The organism is Paraburkholderia caffeinitolerans (genome assembly GCF_902859945.1).
Classification (GTDB): Bacteria; Pseudomonadota; Gammaproteobacteria; order Burkholderiales; family Burkholderiaceae; genus Paraburkholderia; species Paraburkholderia caffeinitolerans.
In genome coordinates this window covers 1-17,991 of the sequence record NZ_CADIKL010000032.1, presented here as the reverse complement: position 1 = coordinate 17,991, position 17,991 = coordinate 1, and the positions used below count along the sequence as shown (strand labels likewise).

Below are 17,991 nucleotides of genomic sequence, written 5' to 3'. Positions count from 1 at the left end.
ACTCGATTGACGCGTGGGCCGAATACGCCGCGCCGCACTGCAAAAAAGGAGACACTGTCATGAACGACCACGTCTACAAGCAGATCGAACTCACCGGCTCCTCCACCGTCTCCAGCGACGACGCCGTACGCTGCGCCATCGCTCGCGCCTCGAAGACGCTGCGCCATCTGCACTGGTTCGAGGTTACCGAAACGCGCGGGATGATCGAAAACGACCAGATCACGCGCTGGCAGGTGACCATCAAGGTCGGGCTGCGCATCGACGAATGAGGTTCGCGCGCAGCCGCGTGGCGTCGCCAGGCCCGGCTTCGGCTTATTTCGGCAACGTGCCGTCCACGCCCTCGACGTACCAGTTCAGGCGCTGCAACTCCGGATCGGTCAGCGTCTTGCCGGCCGGTATCTTGACTGCGCCGGTTTGATCCTTGATCGGGCCCGTGAAGACGTCCCACTTGCCGCTCGCGATCTGCTCGCGCTTCGCGGCGACGGCTTTTTGCGCGTCGGCGGACAATTCGGACGTGTTCACGTCGCCGAGATCGACAGCCTTTTGCGGAATGCCCCACCAGACCGGATCATTCTTCCACTTGCCGTCCAGCACCTGCTGGATCACGGCCGTGTAGTAGACGCCCCAGTTCGCCTCCACCGAGCCCAGGTGTGCGTGTGGGCCGAACTTCTTCATGTTCGAATCCCAGCCAAAGGCGTGAACGTGCTTCTCTTCGGCGGTCGCGAGCGTTGCGCTCGAATCGGTGTTTTGCAGCAGCATGTCGGCGCCCTGGCCGATCAGCGTCTCGGCCGCCTGCTTCTCCTTGCCCGGATCGAACCAGCTATTGATCCAGATGACCTTGGTATGGACCTTCGGATTCACCGAACGCGCGCCCAGCGTGTACGCGTTGATGTTGCGCACCACTTCGGGAATCGGCACCGAGGCGACGAAGCCCAGCGTATTGGTCTTGGTCATGTAGCCTGCCACCACGCCCGCGAGATACGCTCCCTGATACATGCGCACGTCATAGGTGCCGAAGTTCGCGGCCTTCTTGTATCCGGTGGCGTGCAGGAACACGGTGTCGGGGAAATCCTTCGCGACTTTCAGTTCGAAATCCTGATAACCGAAGCTCGAACCGAAGATGATCTTATTGCCCTTGTTCGCGAGGTCGCGGAACACGCGCTCCGAATCGGCGGATTCGGGCACGTTCTCGATCCGCGTAATCTTGATCTTGTTGCCGAACTTCTGCTCGACCATCTTCGAACCCTGATCGTGCGCGTAGGTCCAGCCGGCATCGCCCGGGTTGCCGAGATAGACGAACGCGACGCCCGGCACATCGGCGGCCTGGGCCTGCGGCGCAAGCGCCGCCGTGCCACAGGTCGCGGCTACGGCGAATGCAGTCAGGATGGTTTTTCTCATCGTGGATCTCCTGTCGTGGATAGGGATACTGCGTGCGTTCGAAGCTTCAAGACGATCATCTGCGCGGCCCGACCTGGGCGGTCCCGCCTACGCTGCCCCACCTAGGCGGCCCCATAAAACGCCTTGCCGAGCGAAGCCGGCGCGTTCAGGCGAATCGTGTTCGGATTGCGGGAAATGAGGACCAGCACCACGATCGTCGCCACATAAGGCAGCATGGCGAGAAACTGCGTGGGCACCGGCACGCCCACGGCCTGCGCATAGAACTGCGCGCCCGTGACCGCGCCAAACAGCAGCGCGCCGATCAGCAAACGCCCCGGCCGCCACGTCGCGAACACGACGAGCGCGAGCGCGATCCAGCCGCGCCCCGCCGTGATCTGCTCCTGCCACAGATGCAGTTGCACGACCGAGTAGTAGCTGCCCGCGAGTCCCGCCATCGCGCCGCCGAACGCCGTCGCGCCGTAGCGCACGCCGATCACCGGAAAACCCACCGAGTGCGCGACCTGCGGCGACTCGCCCACCGAGCGCAGCACGAGCCCCGCGCGCGTGCGATAGAGGAACCAGCCGACCACGGCGAACATCAGGAATGCGAGGTAATCGACGGGCGTGAGGCTGAAGAGCGCCGGGCCGGCCACGGGCAAATGCGAGAGGCCCGGAATTGGCCATGCGGCAATCGTCGCCGAGGTGGCCGCCGAGGTGTACGGCTTGCCCACATACGCCGAGAGCCCAACGCCGAAGATCGTGAGCGACAGGCCGGTGGCAACCTGATTGGCCTGCATCGTGAGCGTGAGGAAGCCGAACAGCAGCGCCATGGCAATGCCCGCGCCCATGCCGGCGAGCAGCCCGAGCCATGGGTCGCCCGTCACCGTGGTGAGCGCGTAGCCGGTCACCGCGCCCATCAGCATCATTCCCTCCACGCCGAGATTGAGCACGCCCGACTTTTCCGTGATGAGTTCGCCCACGCCCGCGAACATCAGCGGGATCGCGGCGGTGACGGCGCTCGATGCGAGCGAGCTGGCTTGCTGGATATCCATGTTCCGAGGCCTTTTTAGAGGGGCTTTTTCGTTCGTGAGTGCGTCGATTGGCGGATCAGCGGGCTGCGGCGACGGGATGGCGGCGGCGCACGCGGTAATTTACAAAAAGATCCGCGCCGAGCAGGCAGAACAGCAGCAGGCCCTGAAACACGCCCGAAAGCGCCTGGGGCAGTTGCAGCGAGGTCTGCACCGCTTCGCCGCCCAGATAAAGCAGCGCCATCAGCAAGCTCGCGAGCACGATCCCGACTGGATGCAAGCGCCCCACGAACGCAACAATGATCGCTGTGAAGCCGTAGCCCGGCGACCATGTCGCCTGCAACTGGCCGATCGGGCCGGCGATCTCGCTCATGCCCGCGAGGCCGGCGAGGCCGCCCGAGAGCAGCAGCGAGGTCCAGACCGTCGTTTTCTCCGAGAAGCCCGCGTAGCGCGCGGCGAGCGGCGCGAGGCCGCCCACGCTCATGCGGTAGCCCGCGAAGCTGCGACGCATGAACAGCCAGACAAGTGGAACAGCCGCGAGCGTGAGGAAGATCGACGCGTTCAGGCGCGTGCCGCGCAGCCAGTGAATGCGCCAGTCGCCGCCGAAGGTCGGGTAAAGCGCGTCGCCGCTGAACATCTCAGAAAGCGGGAAGTTCATGCCGTTCGGGTCGCGCCATGGACCGCTCACGAGCCAGATCAGCAATTGTGTGGCGACGTAGGTGAGCATCAGGCTCGTGAGAATTTCGCTCGTGTTGAAGCGGCTCTTGAGCCAGGCCGGGATCGCGGCCCAGGCCATGCCGCCGAGCACGCCCGCGAGCATCATGAGGAACAGGATCCACCAACCCGTCGATTGATCGAAGTAGATGGCCACGCCGCTCGCCGCGATGCCGCCCAGCACCATCTGCCCTTCCGCGCCGATGTTCCAGACGTTGGCGCGGTAGCCGGCCGCAAGGCCGAGCGCGATCAGGCATAGCGGCGACGCCTTGAGCAGCAGTTCGGACCACCCGTTGACGCTGGAGAGCGGATCGATGAAGAACGCGCGCATCGCCTGTACGGGATCGCGCCCGACAAGACCGAAAATCAGAAAGCCGATGGCGAGCGTGAGGAGCGCTGCGACCAGCGGAACGGCGATGCGAACCGTGCGGGACGGCGTCGTGCGGGCTTCGAGGCGGTACGGAAGGATCATGATGGCGATATCGTCAATCGGTCCGGTGATCGTGGTGTTGGCTCAGCGGAAAAACCCAGTGCGCCGGTGCTGCGCTTCGGTCAGGGATGCATCACAGGCTCGGCGGGCGGCGGGCCGCCATCCGGGCGCCCAGCGTCCTCGCCGCGCTCCCCGAACAGGCCCGCCATCCAGCGGCCAATCTCCTCCGCATTGGTCTCGCCTGTGAGGCGCGCCGGCGAAAGCCTGCCACCCGCAAGCACCGCGATGCGGTCGCAGATGTCGAAGAGCTCATCGAGCTCTTCTGAAATCACCAGGATCGCCACGCCGCGCGCCGAAAGATCGAGCAGTTGCTGCCGGATAAACGCCGCCGCGCCGACATCCACGCCCCAGGTGGGCTGCGCGACCACCAGCACCTGCGGCGCCTGCAGGATCTCGCGCCCGACGATGTACTTCTGCAGGTTGCCGCCCGAGAGACTTTGGGCAAGCGCGTCGGGGCCGCCGCAGCGCACATCGAATGCGTCGATGCAGCGCTCGGCGAACGAACGCATCGCTCCGGTGCGCAACCAACCGGAGCGGACCATGCCCTGGCGATGCCCCGTGAGCAGCGCGTTTTCGGCAAGCGACATGGCGGGCACGGCGCCGCGCCCGAGCCGCTCTTCGGGCACGAAAGCGAAGCCCAGCTTGCGCCGCGCGCCAGCGGAAAGACGCGCTGCCGGCTTGCCGCAGATCGTCACCGTGTCGGCGGCTACTCCGTGGCGGCCCGCCCTGGACTGGAGCGCATCGCGCGCCTCGCCCGAGAGCGCCGCGAGCAGTTCCGCCTGGCCGTTGCCGGACACCCCGGCAATCCCCAGGATCTCGCCTGCGTGCACCGCGAACGTGACATCGTCGAGCGAGGTGCCGAACGGATCCTCGCTTGGCATCGACAGATGCTTGACCTCGAGCCGCACCTCGCCCGGTGCATGCGCGCGGCGCGTGTAGGCGGGCAACTCGTGGCCCACCATCAACCGCGCGAGCGAGGCCTGCGTTTCCTCGCGCGGGGTCACGTTACCGGTCACCTTGCCCCCGCGCAGCACCGTGGCGGTGTCGCAGAGTTCCTGAATTTCGTCGAGCTTGTGGCTGATATAGAGAATGCTGCAGCCTTCCGAGGCCAGTCGGCGCAAGGTGCCGAACAGCTTGCGCACGGCCTGCGGCGTGAGCACCGAGGTCGGTTCGTCCATGATCAGCAGCCGCGGGTTCTGCAGAAGGCAGCGCACGATCTCCACGCGCTGGCGCTCGCCTACCGTGAGGCTGTGCACGTGGCGCTGGGGATCGACGTCGAGCCCATATTGCGCCGACACCTCGCGGATACGCTTCGCCAACGCCTTGAGGTCGAACGCCTCGTCGAGCGAAAGCGCGATGTTCTCGCCCACCGTGAGCGTTTCGAACAGGGAAAAATGCTGGAACACCATGCCGATGCCGAGCTTGCGCGCGGCGGCCGGACTGGGGATCTCGACCGTCTCGCCCTCCCAGCGGATTTCGCCGGCGTCCGGGCGCACCGCGCCGTAGACGATCTTCATGAGGGTGCTCTTGCCCGCGCCGTTCTCGCCGAGCAACGCGTGAATCTCGCCAGGCGCGACCGTGAGCGTGACGTCGTCGTTTGCGCGCACGGCGGGATATTGCTTCGTGATGCCGGCAAGCGCCAGCCGCGGCACGCGCGCAGCGGCGTGCCCCGCGTGTGGATTGCCGGCCAGACGTGAAGATGAATCGCCCATGGAGGTTCCACCGTAGTACGTTATGACTATTTGTGTTCCGACGTGGTGCGGTGCCGCTCGATGCCGTGGCGAGTCCCCGTTTAGCGTCGCCGCGCGAGATGACGATACTGGTTCACGGTGCCAGCGTCGAGCCGCCAAAAACCCGCGTTTCCCCGCGCGGCGCAGGCTCGACAGGAATGCCTGGTAGAAAGCCGCCCTTGACGGAGCTTTCAGTTCATATTAAAAATCGTATACTGACAAAGTCCCTCGATCAGCCTAAACATATAATCCGGAGAGTTCATGAGCCAGCAACGCGAGGCGATCGACACGTACCTTTTGCGCGTCTTGCATACCCTTTTGATGGAGCGCAGCGTCACGCGCGCCGCCGTCAAACTGAATCAATCGCAACCCGCAATCAGCGCCGCGCTGCGGCGCCTGCGCGACATCACCGGCGACCCGCTCCTCGTGCGCGGCAAGTCCGGCATGGTGCCTACCGAATACGGTCTGCGCCTGCTCGAACCCGTGCAGAACGCCCTGCGCGAGATCGAGCGCATCCGTTTCCAGCAGCATAATTTCGATCCGGCCACCTCCATCCGCTGCTACCGGATCGGCTGCCCGGACTACCTGAACGTGCTGTTCGTGCCCACCGTGGTCGAGCGCTTCCGCCAGGCCGCACCCAACGCCACGCTCGAGTTCCATTCGCTCGGGCCCGCGTTCGACTACGAACTCGCGCTCGAGGAAGGCAAGCTCGACATCGTGATTGGCAACTGGCCCGAGCCGCCCGAGCAGCTGCACCTTTCGAATCTGTTCGTCGACCAGATCGTCTGCCTGCTGAACAGCACGCACCCTTACGCCAAGCGCGGCGGGCTCACGCTCGACCAGTACCTCAACGCGCCGCACCTCGCGCCCACGCCGTACTCCGTGGGCCAGCGCGGCGCCATCGACGTGCATCTCGCGCGCGAGCGCCTCAAGCGCCACGTGGTCGTCACGCTGCCGTACTTCAACCTCGCGCCGTACGTGCTCATCAAGTCGGACCTCGTCTTCACGACCACGCGCCTGTTCGCCGACCACTACGCGCGCTTCCTGCCGCTCACGGTCGTGCCGGCGCCGCTCGACTTCCCGCCGATGCAGTACTACCAGTTGTGGCATGAACGCTGTCATTACTCGGACGAAGTACGCTGGTTGCGCAGTCTCGTGGCCGAAGCGACGAAGACGCTGATCGACAAGCCCTGAACGGCAGGCAACGCTGCTGCGGCAAGCTAGCCGTCTGAGGTTGCACCGCTGCACTTTCTACGTTCCTTCCCTGCTTTATCCATTTGTGGCCGGGCGGCACGCACACGCGCACCGCCCGGTCCATCCTGTCTCCCGCCCTTACTCCATTTACCGCGCCGACTGCGCGAGCTGCCCCGCGAGCCGGTTATGCCGCTCGATCACGGGTCCGAGTTCGACGGTCTGCAGCACACCCTCCTTCACCACGACCCGCCCGTTGATCACCGAGAGCGCAACCTGCGACGGCGCACAGAACACGAGCGCCGCGACCGGATCGTGCAGCGCGCCCGCAAAGTGCGGCTGGCGCAGGTCGAAAGCGATGAAGTCGGCGGCCATGCCCGGTGCGAGCGCGCCGATGTCGTCGCGGCCCAGCACGCGTGCGCCGCCCAGCGTGGCGATTTCGAGCGCTTCGCGCGCGGTCATCGCATCGGGGCCGAAGCCCACGCGCGCGAGCAGCATGGCCTGGCGCGCTTCCGCCACCATCTGCGCGCCGTCGTTCGAAGCCGAGCCGTCCACGCCGAGCCCCACCGGCACGCCGGCAAGACGCATTTTCTTGATGGGCGCGATGCCCGATGCAAGCCGCATGTTCGAGCACGGGCAATGGGCGACGCCCGTGCCGGTGCGCCCGAACAGGCTGATGCCGTGCTCGTCGAGCTGCACGCAGTGCGCATGCCAGACGTCGTGGCCGACCCAGCCCAGATCCTCGGCGTACTCGGCCGGCGTCATGCCGAATTTTTCGCGGCTGTAGGCGATGTCGTTGACGTTCTCCGCGAGGTGCGTGTGCATGGATACGCCGTAGTGGCGCGCAAGCGTCGCCGACTCGCGCATGAGGTCGCGGCTCACCGAGAACGGCGAGCACGGCGCCACCACCATGCGCAGCATCGCGTAACGGCCTTCGTCGTGATACGTCTCGATGAGGCGCTGGGTATCGGCGAGAATCGCGTCTTCGTTTTCGACCACGGAATCGGGCGGCAGGCCGCCGTCCTTCTGGCCGACGCTCATGCTGCCGCGCGCCGCGTGAAAGCGCATGCCGATTTGCTGCGCGGAGCGAATGCTGTCGTCGAGCCGGCTGCCGTTCGGGTAGATGTAGAGATGGTCGCTCGAAGTCGTGCAGCCGGAGAGCAGCAGCTCGGCCATGGCCGTGAGCGTCGAGACTTCGATCATTTCGGGCGTGAGGTTCGCCCAGACCTTGTAGAGATTCGTGAGCCAGCCGAACAGCTCGGCGTCCTGCGCGGCGGGAATGGCGCGCGTGAGGCTCTGGTACATGTGATGGTGCGTGTTGACGAGACCCGGCAGCACCAGGTGGCCGCGCATGTCGAGCACTTCGTCGGCGGTTTCGGGCAGCTCGTCGGCCGTGCCGACCGCGACGATGCGGTTATCTTCGACGTAGAGGCCGCCGCCCCGAATCTCGCGCCGCGCGCCGTCCATCGTTACCAGCATGTCGGCGTTCTTCACCAGCAGGGTCTTGCCGCGCCCCTGAGTTGCGCCTTGCACTGTGCGGTTGGTGGGTTCCATTGTGTCTGTTCGCTCCGTTGTCTTGCCGCGGTGCGTGCCTCGCGCTAATAAGCGCTCCGCACGCCGCGTTTGAGATGACCGTGAATATGAAGCAGACGCCCTTGCCGCACGCGCCAGTCAATCCGGGACTCCGGTGCCGACGCGTCCCGACTGCAGACGCCGCTGGCCCGGTTACCCAGCGCCTGGCGCCGTCTTCGGGACGCGCGGCTCGACTCGTGAGCCGCACATGACCGTTACCTTGCTTGGCCAAAATAATGCTGACAATTCACCCGGACAAGATAACCACATTCACAGAATACGTATAAAGGTCGATTTTTGGCTCGTTTACGATTCATCCATGGGTGAAAACCCCAACTCCGAATTACGCTGTAAGCCCCATGGAGCAAGGCTCGGAGCGCCGGGTACATGCTGCCGGGATTATCTTTCCTATCGGTCGCGCGCTTATGCCGCATTGTTCTTAAAATGCGTGCACGGCGCTCATATCGATCCGCCGACGGGTATGTAGCCACAGCTGACGTGGAGCCTCGATCCGCCAAGAACCTTCGGGTTCGACGGATCGGACTGCCGCCGAAACCTCGCAATGACACCAGGAAAAGACAAGGAAAACTGCGAATGGGCAAGCTGACTACCCACGTGCTCGACACCGCGAACGGCCGTCCCGGCGCGGGCATCAAGGTCGAACTCTATGCGCTCGAGGGCGAAACCCGCCGTGCGCTGAAGACCGTCACGACCAACCACGACGGCCGCTGCGACGAACCGCTGCTCGAAGGCACGGCGCTCGTCACGGGCGAATACGAACTGATCTTCCACGCTGGCGATTACTTCGCCGCACTGGGCACCAAAGTGCCGGAACCGCGCTTCGTCGATCGCGTTTCGCTGCGCTTCGGCATCGCCGACACGGGCGCACACTACCATGTGCCGCTGCTCGTTTCGCCGTGGTCCTACAGCACCTATCGCGGTAGCTGAACGGTCCCGCCAAACCAAAAAACGCATAACAGACTGAAAGCGGTCCGCGCAAGCGATGCTCCGCTTTTGACGCGCCGCACTTTCTCTCGGCGTTTGGTGCGAGACCGGATTACCCGGTTCCTGCGCGCCGTCCCCGCAGTCAGCGCGAGACGCATTGCCGTCCGCGCGCAACGAATCAGGATTGGAGGAGTTTCATGGAAGGCTTTATTACCGATTGGCTGAACCTCGCATTGCGCTGGTTCCACGTCATCGCGGCCATCGCCTGGATTGGCGAGTCGTTCTACTTCGTCGCACTCGACAATAGCCTCAAACCGCCTACGGACCCGAACCAGAAGCGTCGCGGCGTGTTCGGCGAGTTGTGGCACGTGCACGGCGGCGGCTTCTACAACATGCAGAAGTACACCGTCGCCCCGCCCGAAATGCCCGACGACCTGCACTGGTCGAAGTGGCCTTCGTACACGACGTGGCTCTCGGGCGCGTCGCTGTTCACGGTGCTGTACCTGATGGCGCCGAACACGTACCTGATCGACAAGAACGTGCTCGACATGGGCCCGGTCGTCGCGGTCTTCTCGGCACTCGGCTTCCTCGCCGCCGGCTGGATCGTCTATGACACGCTGTGCCGCACGCTCGGCACGAACGACAAGCTGCTCGGCGTTTGCGTCGGCATCTATGTCGTGGTCGCAGCCTACCTCGCCTGCCACATCTTCTCGGGCCGCGCTGCGTACCTGATCATGGGCGGCATGCTGGCAACGATCATGTCGGCGAACGTGTTCTTCGTGATCATCCCGGGCCAGCGCAAGATGGTTGCCGCGATGCTCAAGGGCGAAACGCCGAACCCGATCTACGGCAAGCGCGGCAAGCAGCGCTCGGTGCACAACACCTACTTCACGCTGCCCGTCGTGTTCGCGATGCTGTCGAACCACTACGCAATGACGTACGCACACACCTACAACTGGGCCGTGCTCGTCGTGATCATGCTGGCCGGCGCGATGATTCGCCAGTTCTTCGTGATGCGTCACCGTGGTCAGCAGCTGTGGTATCTGCCGATCGGCGGCGTGGTGCTGATGTTCGTCGCACTGGTCTGGACGCTGCCGAAGCCGGTCGTGCCGCAAGCTGAAGCTGCAAACGCTCCGGCGCTCAAGATCTCGGACATTCAGCCGATCCTGACGCAGCGCTGCGCAGGCTGCCACTCGGCTCACCCGACGATGATGGGCGCAGCGCCCGCCGGCGTGATGCTCGATACGCCTGACGAAATCTCGCAGAACGCACAGCGTCTGTATCAGCAGGCTGTCACGCTCAAGGCGATGCCGCTTGGCAACGTCACGCACATGACCGACGATGAGCGTCAAAAGATTGCGATGTGGTTCCAGGGTGGTGCAAAGCAGTAATCGCACTGGCCGCGACTTAAGCAGTCATGCAAGATGAAGCCCGAAGCAGCCCGAAGCGCAACGCTTCGGGCTTTTTTCTATTGTTGATCGATAGTCGATCAATAGCCATGCATGCGGCGCTCAGCGAACGAGCGGCGCGTAGCTGTGCAGGGCCGGCGCAGCGGGCGCCATATCCGCTGCCGAAAGCACGCGCTGCGCTCGCGGCGCAACCTGGGGCGGCGCGCTTTGCGGGGGCTGCGCCTCTGCGCGTTCTGGCGTGACAGGCTTCTCGTAGGGTGCCGGGGGGCGCGTGACGGAAGCCCCGCTATCGACGACATCGCGCACAACCGGCTTGGCGATGGGCTTGCTTGCCTGAGCCTGAGCCTGAGCCTGAGCCTGAGCCTGAGCCTGAGCCTGAGCCTGAGCCTGAGCCTGAGCCTGCCCAAGCGCCCCGCCGCTCGCGAAAAGCTGCGCGTTGATGCGCCCCACTTCGTCGAGGTCGAGCGTGGCAGTCTGCGAGAGCAGCTTTAACAACGCGAGCACGGATTCATAGCGAGCGCGAATCAGGTCGCGGCGGCTAGAGTAGAACGTATCGGTCGCGCGCAGCACGTCCAGACTCGTGCGGCTGCCCACGCCGAAGCCGATACGCGTTGCGTCGAGCGCCGTCTGCGAGCGCTGTACGACCTGCTCGAGCGCACTCACGCGAGCCCGCCCCGAAGTCACGCGCAGCCACGCGTCGCGTGCGCCCGCTCCCGAGTCGCGCACCGCCACGTCGAGTTCGTCGCGCGCCTTGTCCTCCAGCGCCTTCGCCTCGTCGACTTTCGCCGTGATCTCGCCGCCCGCAAAAAGCGGAATCGTTACAGCAAGCATGCCGGTCGTCGTCGTCGTGGGTCTCGCATAGCCGCCCGCCGCGCCGGCGGGTGTGTGACTCACCTGCAGGTCGACTGTCGGATAACGTTCCGCCCGCGCCTTTTCCGTGTCGAACTTCGCAATCTGAAGCGCCACCTCGCCGATCTGCACCGTGTAGCCGTGCGTTTGCGCCTGCGTAACCCAAGGTTCGACATCGGCGGGCTGGAGCATGGGCGCGCCGCCGGGCGGCAGCGGCGCGAGCGTCTCCGCAGACTTTCCTGAGAGCCGCTCGAGCGCCGCGCGCGCAAGACGCGCCTGGCTCTGCGCGTCAAGCAATTGGAGTTGCGCCTGGGCGCGGCTCGCCTCGCCGTCCTGCACATCGATGAGCGTCGCCTCGCCCGCCGCCTTCGCGCGCTTGACCAGCGCGAGATGCGCATCGAGCGCGCGCAGATAGTCCGCCGCGCGCGCCACCTCGTCGCCGGCCGCAAGCGCATCGAAATACGCGCGCGCTGCGGCGAGGATGGTGTCCTGTGTCGCATTGGCCGCCTGCAGGCGAGCGCGCACCACCTCGTAGTCGGCCTGCCGGTACGCAGTCCAGTTCGCCCAGTTGAAGACCGGTTGCGTCAACCCGATCGTCCAGCCGCTTTGCCAGTAATGCTGGGTCGGGAAGTCCTCCATGACGATGCCGTTATAGGCCCGTCCCCAACCGCCCGTGACCCGAGGCAGGAGCCCCGCGCGCGCCTTGGGCACAGCCTGCGCTGCGGCGCGCGTTGCCGCGCGCGAAGCGGCCAGTGCCGGATCGTGATCGAGTGCATCGTCGACCACGGAAAGCAGGTCTGCGGCATGCGCACCGCTTGCGAGCAGGAAGCACGCGAGTGCGAGCGCACGCATAACGCGCCGAGGACGCTCGCCCCTCATGCCATCCCCTCCATCGCCGCGCCGGCGTGCTCGCGCTCGACGCGCACGAACGCTCCGTCGACGAGACGATAGTGCCGCTCGAAACCCTCGGCCATGGCAACGTCGTGCGTGATGACCACGACCGTGCGATCGATCCGCTGAAGCAGCGCCGATATGCGCCGCACCGCAACGGGGTCGAGATTCGAAGTCGGCTCGTCGAGCAGCAGCAACTCGCGCCGCTGATAAAGCGCGCGGGCAAGCAACAGCCGTTGCCGCTGCCCGGCGGAAATATTCGCGAGCGAATCGCTGATGATCGTACGCGTGCGCATCGGCAAGTGCATCACGTCATCGAGCAGCCCGACCTCCTCCAGCAGCGCGAGAATGCGCGCTTCGTCCGGATTGCCTTCGAAGAGCGAAATATTGTCGGCGATCGAACCGTGCAGGATGATGTCGCCCTGACGCATGTGAACCGCGTGGCGGCGGATTTCGTCGACGCTCAGATTGGGCCAGGCGACGCCGTTAAGCGTGATCTCTCCTTGCTGCGGCACTTCGGAAGCAGCCAGCAACTTGAAGAGCGTGGATTTTCCCGCGCCCGACGGTCCGGTAATGACGATCTTGTCACCGCGCGCGATGTCGATGCTCGCCCCTGCGAGCACCGGCTGGTCGGAGACGCCATAGGCAAAAGTCACATTGCGCACGCCGATGCGCTCGAACTCGCGCACCTCGACGGTCTTGTGCACGTCCGCGAGTGCCGTATAACGCTCCGGCTCGCAGGCGACGATGTCGTCGACCCGCGCAACCGGCACGCTCAGCATGTAATACGCAAAGCCCGTATTGATGGTGGAAGCGATCCGCTCCGAAAACAGCGCCTTGTAAATCATGAACGAGTAGAACGCGCCGACCGAGAGTACGCCGCCGAGCATCAGCTTCGCAGCGAACCAGGTGACGACCAGCGTTTCCACATGCATGAGCAGCTTGAGCACCGCGTCGCGCGTGGCGGCGAGCCGGCTGCTTCGAAACAGCGCCGACGCATAGGTGCGAAAGATCTCCATGTAACGCGCCACGCGCCGCGTCTCGCCTTGCGACAGCTTGATGAGCGATGCGCCGCGCACGGTCTCGAAAAGCGCGTCGTCGCAACGTGCGCCTTCCTGGAGCACACGCGCGTGCGCATCGCGCATCGATGCGAAGATCGCACCGGATACGATGACATAGGCCGCGAAGATCACCAGTACGAGGAGCGAAAGTTTGACGTTCTGAACGAACATCAGGAACATCGCCAGCAGCCCCACCGTGATGTCGATGTAAAACGACACGGCCTTGCGCGACGCGAAACCGTTGATCTCGTCCTGGGATTTGAAGCGCGTGAAGATATCCCCGACGTTGCGCTTCTCGAAGTACCCGATGGGCACGCGCAACAGATGCGCAAACAACCCCTCGGTGGCATTCACGCTCGTGCGCGCGTAGAGCAGCTCAACCAGCACGCCCTGCACGTACTGGCTGAGCGCGCCCACGAGGAAGATCGACCCGAACGTGAGCGCGAGCACGTTGAGCAGCTCGAGGTTGTCAGCGGACACGACATGATCGAGCACGAACGAGCCGAAATAAGGCTGCGCGAGAATCGCGAACTGCGCCCCGAGCGCAACGAAGAGAATCTTTACAAACTGGTCACGCAGTTGCGGATTGAGCGCACGCACGCGTGCGAGCGCGGCTGGCACGCGTGAGCGGCGTTTGATCTGCGTGAGCGCCGGGGTTGGTGCACATTCGATCAGATAGCCGGATACGCACGCGAGGAAGGTGTCCTTTGCGATGCGCCGGCGTCCGACCGCCGGGTCGAGCAACGTGACGTAATGGCGTGAGGCGCGCTCGAACACCACAAAATGCGCGCCGCCGAAATGGATGATTGAGCCGCGCTTGATCTCGCCCACCTGCGAGGCGTCGAAGCGGAACGCCTGGACTTCGAGGCCAAAGTCGGTTGCCGTGTCGTACAGGTCCATCAACGAAAGACCGTTCGCGGAGATCGGCCGGTAAGCCGAAAGCTCGCGGACCTCCGTGGCGCGGCCGAAATGCGAGAGCACCATGGCAAGACACGCGTAGCCGCATTCTGCGACTTCGTTCTGGTAAATCACCTGCATTTCAGCCTCGTACGATCTTGAACAACGGCTCGAGCACCCATTCCGCGATGGTGCGCCGCTCGACGACGACACTCGCGGTCGCCTGCATGCCCGGCAGAATGTCGAAACGCTGCGAACCATAGTGGAACGTGTTGCCGGGCAGCGTGACCCATGCAACGTACTCGTCGCCCTGCTCCGGTGGTGCGCCGCCGGTAGCCGCGGCGGCTGCGTCGGCTCCGGTGGGCGGCGACGCAGCCGCTACCGTCGTATGCGAAATCGAGTTGATGCGTGCCTCGTATGAGCCGAAGCGCGCGTAGGGAAATGCATCGAACTTGAGGCGCACCGTCTGCCCCTCGTGTACGAAACCGCGACGGCGTGACGGAATGCGCAATTCGGCGCGCAAGGGCTGCTTCGGATCGGTGACGATCACCATCGCGACGTCGTCGGGCTGCAGCGTGCTTCCCTGCACGAGACGCGAAAACGTCACCATGCCCGCCTGCGGCGCCGAAATCGTTGCGTCGCGCCGGTTTTGCTCGAAACGCACGTCCGCTTCCTGGAGCTCGCGTGCATGGCTCGATTCGAGTTCCTTGAGTTGCGCGGCAAGCGCGGTCTGGGTATTTTGCAGATCGGCGATTGCCGCCTGGGCCTGCTGGCGTCGCGAAGCCGCTTCTGCGCTCGCAATGCGGCTCTGGTGCAAGTCCGCTCGCGCCTGCTCGACGCGATCGGCGGCGACATAATCCGAAACGGATTCGAGACGTGCGAGCTTCTTTTGCGCCTCGTTCACGAGCAGGCTGTTCTGCGCGCCCTGCACGCCCAGTTCAGTGAGCTCCGCGTGGCGACTGGCTTCATTGCTGCGCGCCGTGGAGAGCTGCGTCGTGAGTTCGATGCGACGCTGGGTATAGCGCGCGTCGGCAGCACGGCGCTCCTCGTCACGCACCTGAGCGTCGAAGGCCGTTCGGCGCCTGCCATCGGTCGCGAGCGACAAGTCGCGCTCGACACGAAAAAGCGGCTGGCCCGCGCTGACTTGCTCAGGCGGCTGAACATAGATCGACGAGATCAAACCGCTCGCACCCTGGATCTTGATTTCAGCCGGCGACACAATTTCGCAGCGCACGTCTTGCTTCAATTCCACCTCATGCGTGAAGGCAAACACCACGCCCAACACCACGATTGTCGATGCCGCGTAGGCAATCCAACGCCAGCGGATATCCCGGAACTCGGGAAGATAAATCGGTTCCACGTTGTTATCGTTCCCCTGCGGCCGGTCGTGCCGGCCGAAGTATATTTTTTTGGCGCCGTGCGCCTTTTGGTCTACTCGTGCTTCTACTTCTTAAGGATGTCTAACGGGCTGCCGCAAAGTGATATACCGACGGATGCCCAGCATAGAGCCAATGCGGATAATTTTCGCGACGCGCAATCTCAATATCGTTGGCGAGATGTTGCGGCGCATGGGTATCGGCAAGCGCGATAGGATCGAACATCCTAACGCCAAACCGTCCCTTCTCGAAACTCAGATAAAACGGAAGCAGAAGTGCGTCTACGGGAGTACCGATCCGGAACACGCCGTTATGCACGCGCGCGGGCCGGCCGCCGATCGTCACACCAACCGTCTCCATGGGAAATTTTGCCAATGTATAGGGCGGAACATCGGAAAACACCACGGCCACGCCATCGCGGCGCAATGCGCGTATGACCCGCAAGCCCAAACCGTTGCGGCTTTCGCGGCCATTCTCGTCATAGGTGTAAAGCACGCGGATTGAAGGAATCATCGCCGCGTCGTTACCGTACATGTCACGCTGCACGCCGGAAACGACTGCCATCGATTCCATCCCCAGGAGACGGCGCACCTCGTCGACCACCCAGATGTTCGCGTATTGCGATACATAGTGAAACGGCGAGAGCACCACAACGCGACCAGGCTCTTTAGTCCTGATCTGATTGATTCGCAAAGCCAGTTGCTGAGCGACCGCGCGCAAATCGGGCCAGGCGTCCCGGCGCAGTGCGCGCCCGGCATAAATGCGTTCGTCGAGCCACGCCTCGCGCACGTTCGCGCTCATCGTACGTAGCGCATGAGGTCGCCCGAGGCCTATATCAATGCGGCCCGTCTCGTAACGAGACACGCCGTTTGCCCGGATACCGCCGTCGAACGCCGACTTGACCATCCAGTTGGCAAGCGCCGCGCGCTCGACCGCGATGAATGGCAAGCGTGCGAGCAACTGCCGACGCAGCACCACCCGCCCACGGGCAAGTCGTGCGCAAAAATGTTTGAAGTATTGTGAGAGTGTGCCGACGGACATTGCATGGTCCAACGATGCCGGAATGAACCGAAGTCTCAAAAGCCGAAAGGGGGTACATGCCCCCTTTCGATCAGATCAGACGATCAACGCGGAACCGGCGTCGGATCCGGCTGCGGTTGGTTCTTCGACTTGCAGCAACCGCCTGCGAGCTTGGCATTGGCCAGTTGGCCACGATCGATTTTTTCCATTTTGGTTCTCCAATTTTCAGATGAAAGCCACCCCGTTTTGGTGGCGCGGCTATCTTAACAGCCCGAATTAAATCCAATCCATTTTTGACAAATTTTCATATTAATTCGCAAAATTCCACATATTTCTTAATTAAATAGTTTTTATGGCCGGAAAAATAAGAATTTTGCTTTTATCACTGCCGTCAAGGGGTAGAAATTTCATTTCTATATTTATGTAAAAAAATTCCAAATCATAAATTACGTCATCCTTATAGCTCGAATTAAGAATATTCGTATTCCTGACACCGGTATTCCACCCATAGAGTTGCGCAACGCATCGCCGAAATAGGGTTTCCTTTTTCGACAGCCGTGCACTCACACGGAGGTCAGTGGCGCATGCGCTGACGAAAATCAACTCTAATATGGTTGCCTGAATGAATAAGACCTATCGCTCTGTCTGGAGCGAAACAGACCAAACCTGGGTCGCCGCGCCCGAAACCGCAACGGCACACCGCAAATCTTCACGTCGGCTTGCTGTCCTTGCCACCGGCGCTGTTGGATTCGCCGCAGGCCTCTCTTCCGCAACAACCGGCGCTGCAACGCTGACACCCGCGCAGCTTGCCGCTCTCTCCGCGGCGTCCTCCGCTTCCAAAACCACCACAAGCCCCGCAACGGGCACAACCGTCGCCCCGGTGCCGGGAACCGTGGGCCAGGGCGGCCTTGAGATTTGCTCGGGTGCATCGGGATATTCGTGGGGCTCCAGTGGTGGCAGCGAGTCGCTCGATTGTTCCAGCGGCAACGGCACGTCGGACGGCCTCGCCTTCTCGCTGAACAACGCCGGGGACGCAAAGGGCGGCTATGGATTCAGCGCGTCGACCGCGCAGGTGGCCGGCTACGAGAACGGCACGCTCGCTATCCGCGGCGCCAGCGTGATGGTTTACGGACCGACCACGTTCGATAGCGTCGTCACGATGAGCAACCAGAAGATCGTGCAACTCGCGCCGGGCAAGGTATCGGCGGACAGCACGGAAGCGGTCAACGGCTCGCAGCTCTACGCCCTCAGCATCGGCGTCGGCAACGCGGTGCAGTACGACTCGCCGGCACAGGATTCTGTCACGCTGGGCGGCGCGGCAGCCATGAAGCCGGTCGCACTGCACAACGTCGCCAACGGCGAACTCTCGGCGGCCAGCACCGATGCGGTCAACGGTGGCCAGCTCTACGCCACGAACTCGAACATCTCGAACCTCGCCGGC

At 63.6% G+C, this 17,991-nt stretch carries 14 protein-coding genes and 1 pseudogene; 5 read left to right on the top strand and 10 right to left on the bottom strand.

Annotated features, from left to right (window positions below; all coding sequences use genetic code 11):
- Positions 1 to 59: 59 nt before the first annotated feature.
- On the top strand, positions 60 to 269 hold the full coding sequence (locus HV773_RS25750) for a dodecin (protein WP_129561948.1): 210 nt from the start codon (positions 60 to 62) through the stop codon (positions 267 to 269).
- Between the two features lie 43 nt (positions 270 to 312).
- On the opposite strand, the gene HV773_RS25745 is transcribed toward HV773_RS25750, so the two are convergent.
- From HV773_RS25745 to HV773_RS37560, 5 genes and pseudogenes are all read right to left on the bottom strand, one after another.
- The gene (locus HV773_RS25745) at positions 313 to 1,398 is read right to left on the bottom strand and encodes a BMP family ABC transporter substrate-binding protein (RefSeq protein ID WP_129561947.1); all 1,086 of its coding nucleotides are present in this window, start codon (positions 1,396 to 1,398) and stop codon (positions 313 to 315) included.
- A gap of 101 nt (positions 1,399 to 1,499) precedes the next feature.
- Positions 1,500 to 2,429, bottom strand: a complete 930-nt coding sequence (locus tag HV773_RS25740) for an ABC transporter permease (RefSeq protein WP_129561946.1) — start codon at positions 2,427 to 2,429, stop codon at positions 1,500 to 1,502.
- Positions 2,430 to 2,484: 55 nt separating this feature from the next.
- Complete coding sequence (locus HV773_RS25735) at positions 2,485 to 3,591, bottom strand: ABC transporter permease (RefSeq protein ID WP_129561945.1); 1,107 nt, start codon at positions 3,589 to 3,591, stop codon at positions 2,485 to 2,487.
- A gap of 80 nt (positions 3,592 to 3,671) precedes the next feature.
- Positions 3,672 to 4,787, bottom strand: a complete 1,116-nt coding sequence (locus HV773_RS25730; protein ID WP_377729205.1) for an ABC transporter ATP-binding protein — start codon at positions 4,785 to 4,787, stop codon at positions 3,672 to 3,674.
- Positions 4,782 to 5,321 (bottom strand): annotated as a pseudogene (locus HV773_RS37560) (ATP-binding cassette domain-containing protein); the annotation flags it as partial. The gene HV773_RS25730 and the pseudogene HV773_RS37560, both read right to left, overlap by 6 nt.
- A gap of 279 nt (positions 5,322 to 5,600) precedes the next feature.
- Here HV773_RS37560 and HV773_RS25725 point away from each other — a divergent pair.
- Positions 5,601 to 6,533: a LysR substrate-binding domain-containing protein gene (locus HV773_RS25725; protein ID WP_035532552.1), complete on the top strand. Its 933-nt coding sequence runs from the start codon at positions 5,601 to 5,603 to the stop codon at positions 6,531 to 6,533.
- A 147-nt stretch (positions 6,534 to 6,680) separates the two neighbouring features.
- Here HV773_RS25725 and HV773_RS25720 read toward each other — a convergent pair whose 3' ends face one another.
- Positions 6,681 to 8,084, bottom strand: a complete 1,404-nt coding sequence (locus HV773_RS25720; RefSeq protein WP_129561943.1) for an 8-oxoguanine deaminase — start codon at positions 8,082 to 8,084, stop codon at positions 6,681 to 6,683.
- A gap of 612 nt (positions 8,085 to 8,696) precedes the next feature.
- On the opposite strand from HV773_RS25720, the gene uraH reads away from it, so the two are divergent.
- Positions 8,697 to 9,050, top strand: coding sequence for a hydroxyisourate hydrolase (uraH, locus tag HV773_RS25715; RefSeq protein ID WP_129561941.1), 354 nt, complete (start codon positions 8,697 to 8,699; stop codon positions 9,048 to 9,050).
- 194 nt (positions 9,051 to 9,244) lie between these two features.
- Positions 9,245 to 10,438, top strand: coding sequence for a urate hydroxylase PuuD (locus HV773_RS25710; RefSeq protein ID WP_129561940.1), 1,194 nt, complete (start codon positions 9,245 to 9,247; stop codon positions 10,436 to 10,438).
- Between the two features lie 120 nt (positions 10,439 to 10,558).
- Here the strand turns inward: HV773_RS25710 and HV773_RS25705 are convergent, their stop codons facing one another.
- The 4 genes from HV773_RS25705 to HV773_RS25690 form a co-directional block, all read right to left on the bottom strand.
- Positions 10,559 to 12,157, bottom strand: a complete 1,599-nt coding sequence (locus tag HV773_RS25705; protein WP_129561939.1) for a TolC family outer membrane protein — start codon at positions 12,155 to 12,157, stop codon at positions 10,559 to 10,561.
- 23 nt (positions 12,158 to 12,180) lie between these two features.
- The gene (locus tag HV773_RS25700; protein ID WP_129561938.1) at positions 12,181 to 14,295 is read right to left on the bottom strand and encodes a peptidase domain-containing ABC transporter; all 2,115 of its coding nucleotides are present in this window, start codon (positions 14,293 to 14,295) and stop codon (positions 12,181 to 12,183) included.
- 1 nt (position 14,296) lies between these two features.
- Positions 14,297 to 15,514 (bottom strand): HlyD family secretion protein, encoded by a 1,218-nt coding sequence (locus HV773_RS25695; protein ID WP_129561937.1) that lies wholly within the window; start codon positions 15,512 to 15,514, stop codon positions 14,297 to 14,299.
- Positions 15,515 to 15,614: 100 nt separating this feature from the next.
- Positions 15,615 to 16,571, bottom strand: coding sequence for a hypothetical protein (locus HV773_RS25690; protein WP_174220049.1), 957 nt, complete (start codon positions 16,569 to 16,571; stop codon positions 15,615 to 15,617).
- Positions 16,572 to 17,172: 601 nt separating this feature from the next.
- On the opposite strand from HV773_RS25690, the gene HV773_RS37290 reads away from it, so the two are divergent.
- Positions 17,173 to 17,991, top strand: an 819-nt coding sequence (locus tag HV773_RS37290; protein ID WP_281365300.1) for an ESPR-type extended signal peptide-containing protein, incomplete at its 3' end; no start/stop codon positions are given.

Excerpts from the sequence above, each read along its gene's own strand:
- HV773_RS25725 (WP_035532552.1), top strand. The coding sequence starts at position 5,601 with ATGAGCCAGCAACGCGAGGCGATCGACACGTACCTTTTGCGCGTCTTG.
- HV773_RS25710 (WP_129561940.1), top strand. The coding sequence starts at position 9,245 with ATGGAAGGCTTTATTACCGATTGGCTGAACCTCGCATTGCGCTGGTTC.
- HV773_RS25720 (WP_129561943.1), bottom strand. The coding sequence starts at position 8,084 with ATGGAACCCACCAACCGCACAGTGCAAGGCGCAACTCAGGGGCGCGGC.
- HV773_RS25740 (WP_129561946.1), bottom strand. The coding sequence starts at position 2,429 with ATGGATATCCAGCAAGCCAGCTCGCTCGCATCGAGCGCCGTCACCGCC.
- HV773_RS25735 (WP_129561945.1), bottom strand. The coding sequence starts at position 3,591 with ATGATCCTTCCGTACCGCCTCGAAGCCCGCACGACGCCGTCCCGCACG.
- HV773_RS25690 (WP_174220049.1), bottom strand. The coding sequence starts at position 16,571 with ATGTCCGTCGGCACACTCTCACAATACTTCAAACATTTTTGCGCACGA.
- uraH (WP_129561941.1), top strand. The coding sequence starts at position 8,697 with ATGGGCAAGCTGACTACCCACGTGCTCGACACCGCGAACGGCCGTCCC.
- HV773_RS25750 (WP_129561948.1), top strand. The coding sequence starts at position 60 with ATGAACGACCACGTCTACAAGCAGATCGAACTCACCGGCTCCTCCACC.
- HV773_RS25705 (WP_129561939.1), bottom strand. The coding sequence starts at position 12,157 with ATGCGTGCGCTCGCACTCGCGTGCTTCCTGCTCGCAAGCGGTGCGCAT.
- HV773_RS25730 (WP_377729205.1), bottom strand. The coding sequence starts at position 4,787 with ATGGACGAACCGACCTCGGTGCTCACGCCGCAGGCCGTGCGCAAGCTG.
- HV773_RS25700 (WP_129561938.1), bottom strand. The coding sequence starts at position 14,295 with ATGCAGGTGATTTACCAGAACGAAGTCGCAGAATGCGGCTACGCGTGT.
- HV773_RS25745 (WP_129561947.1), bottom strand. The coding sequence starts at position 1,398 with ATGAGAAAAACCATCCTGACTGCATTCGCCGTAGCCGCGACCTGTGGC.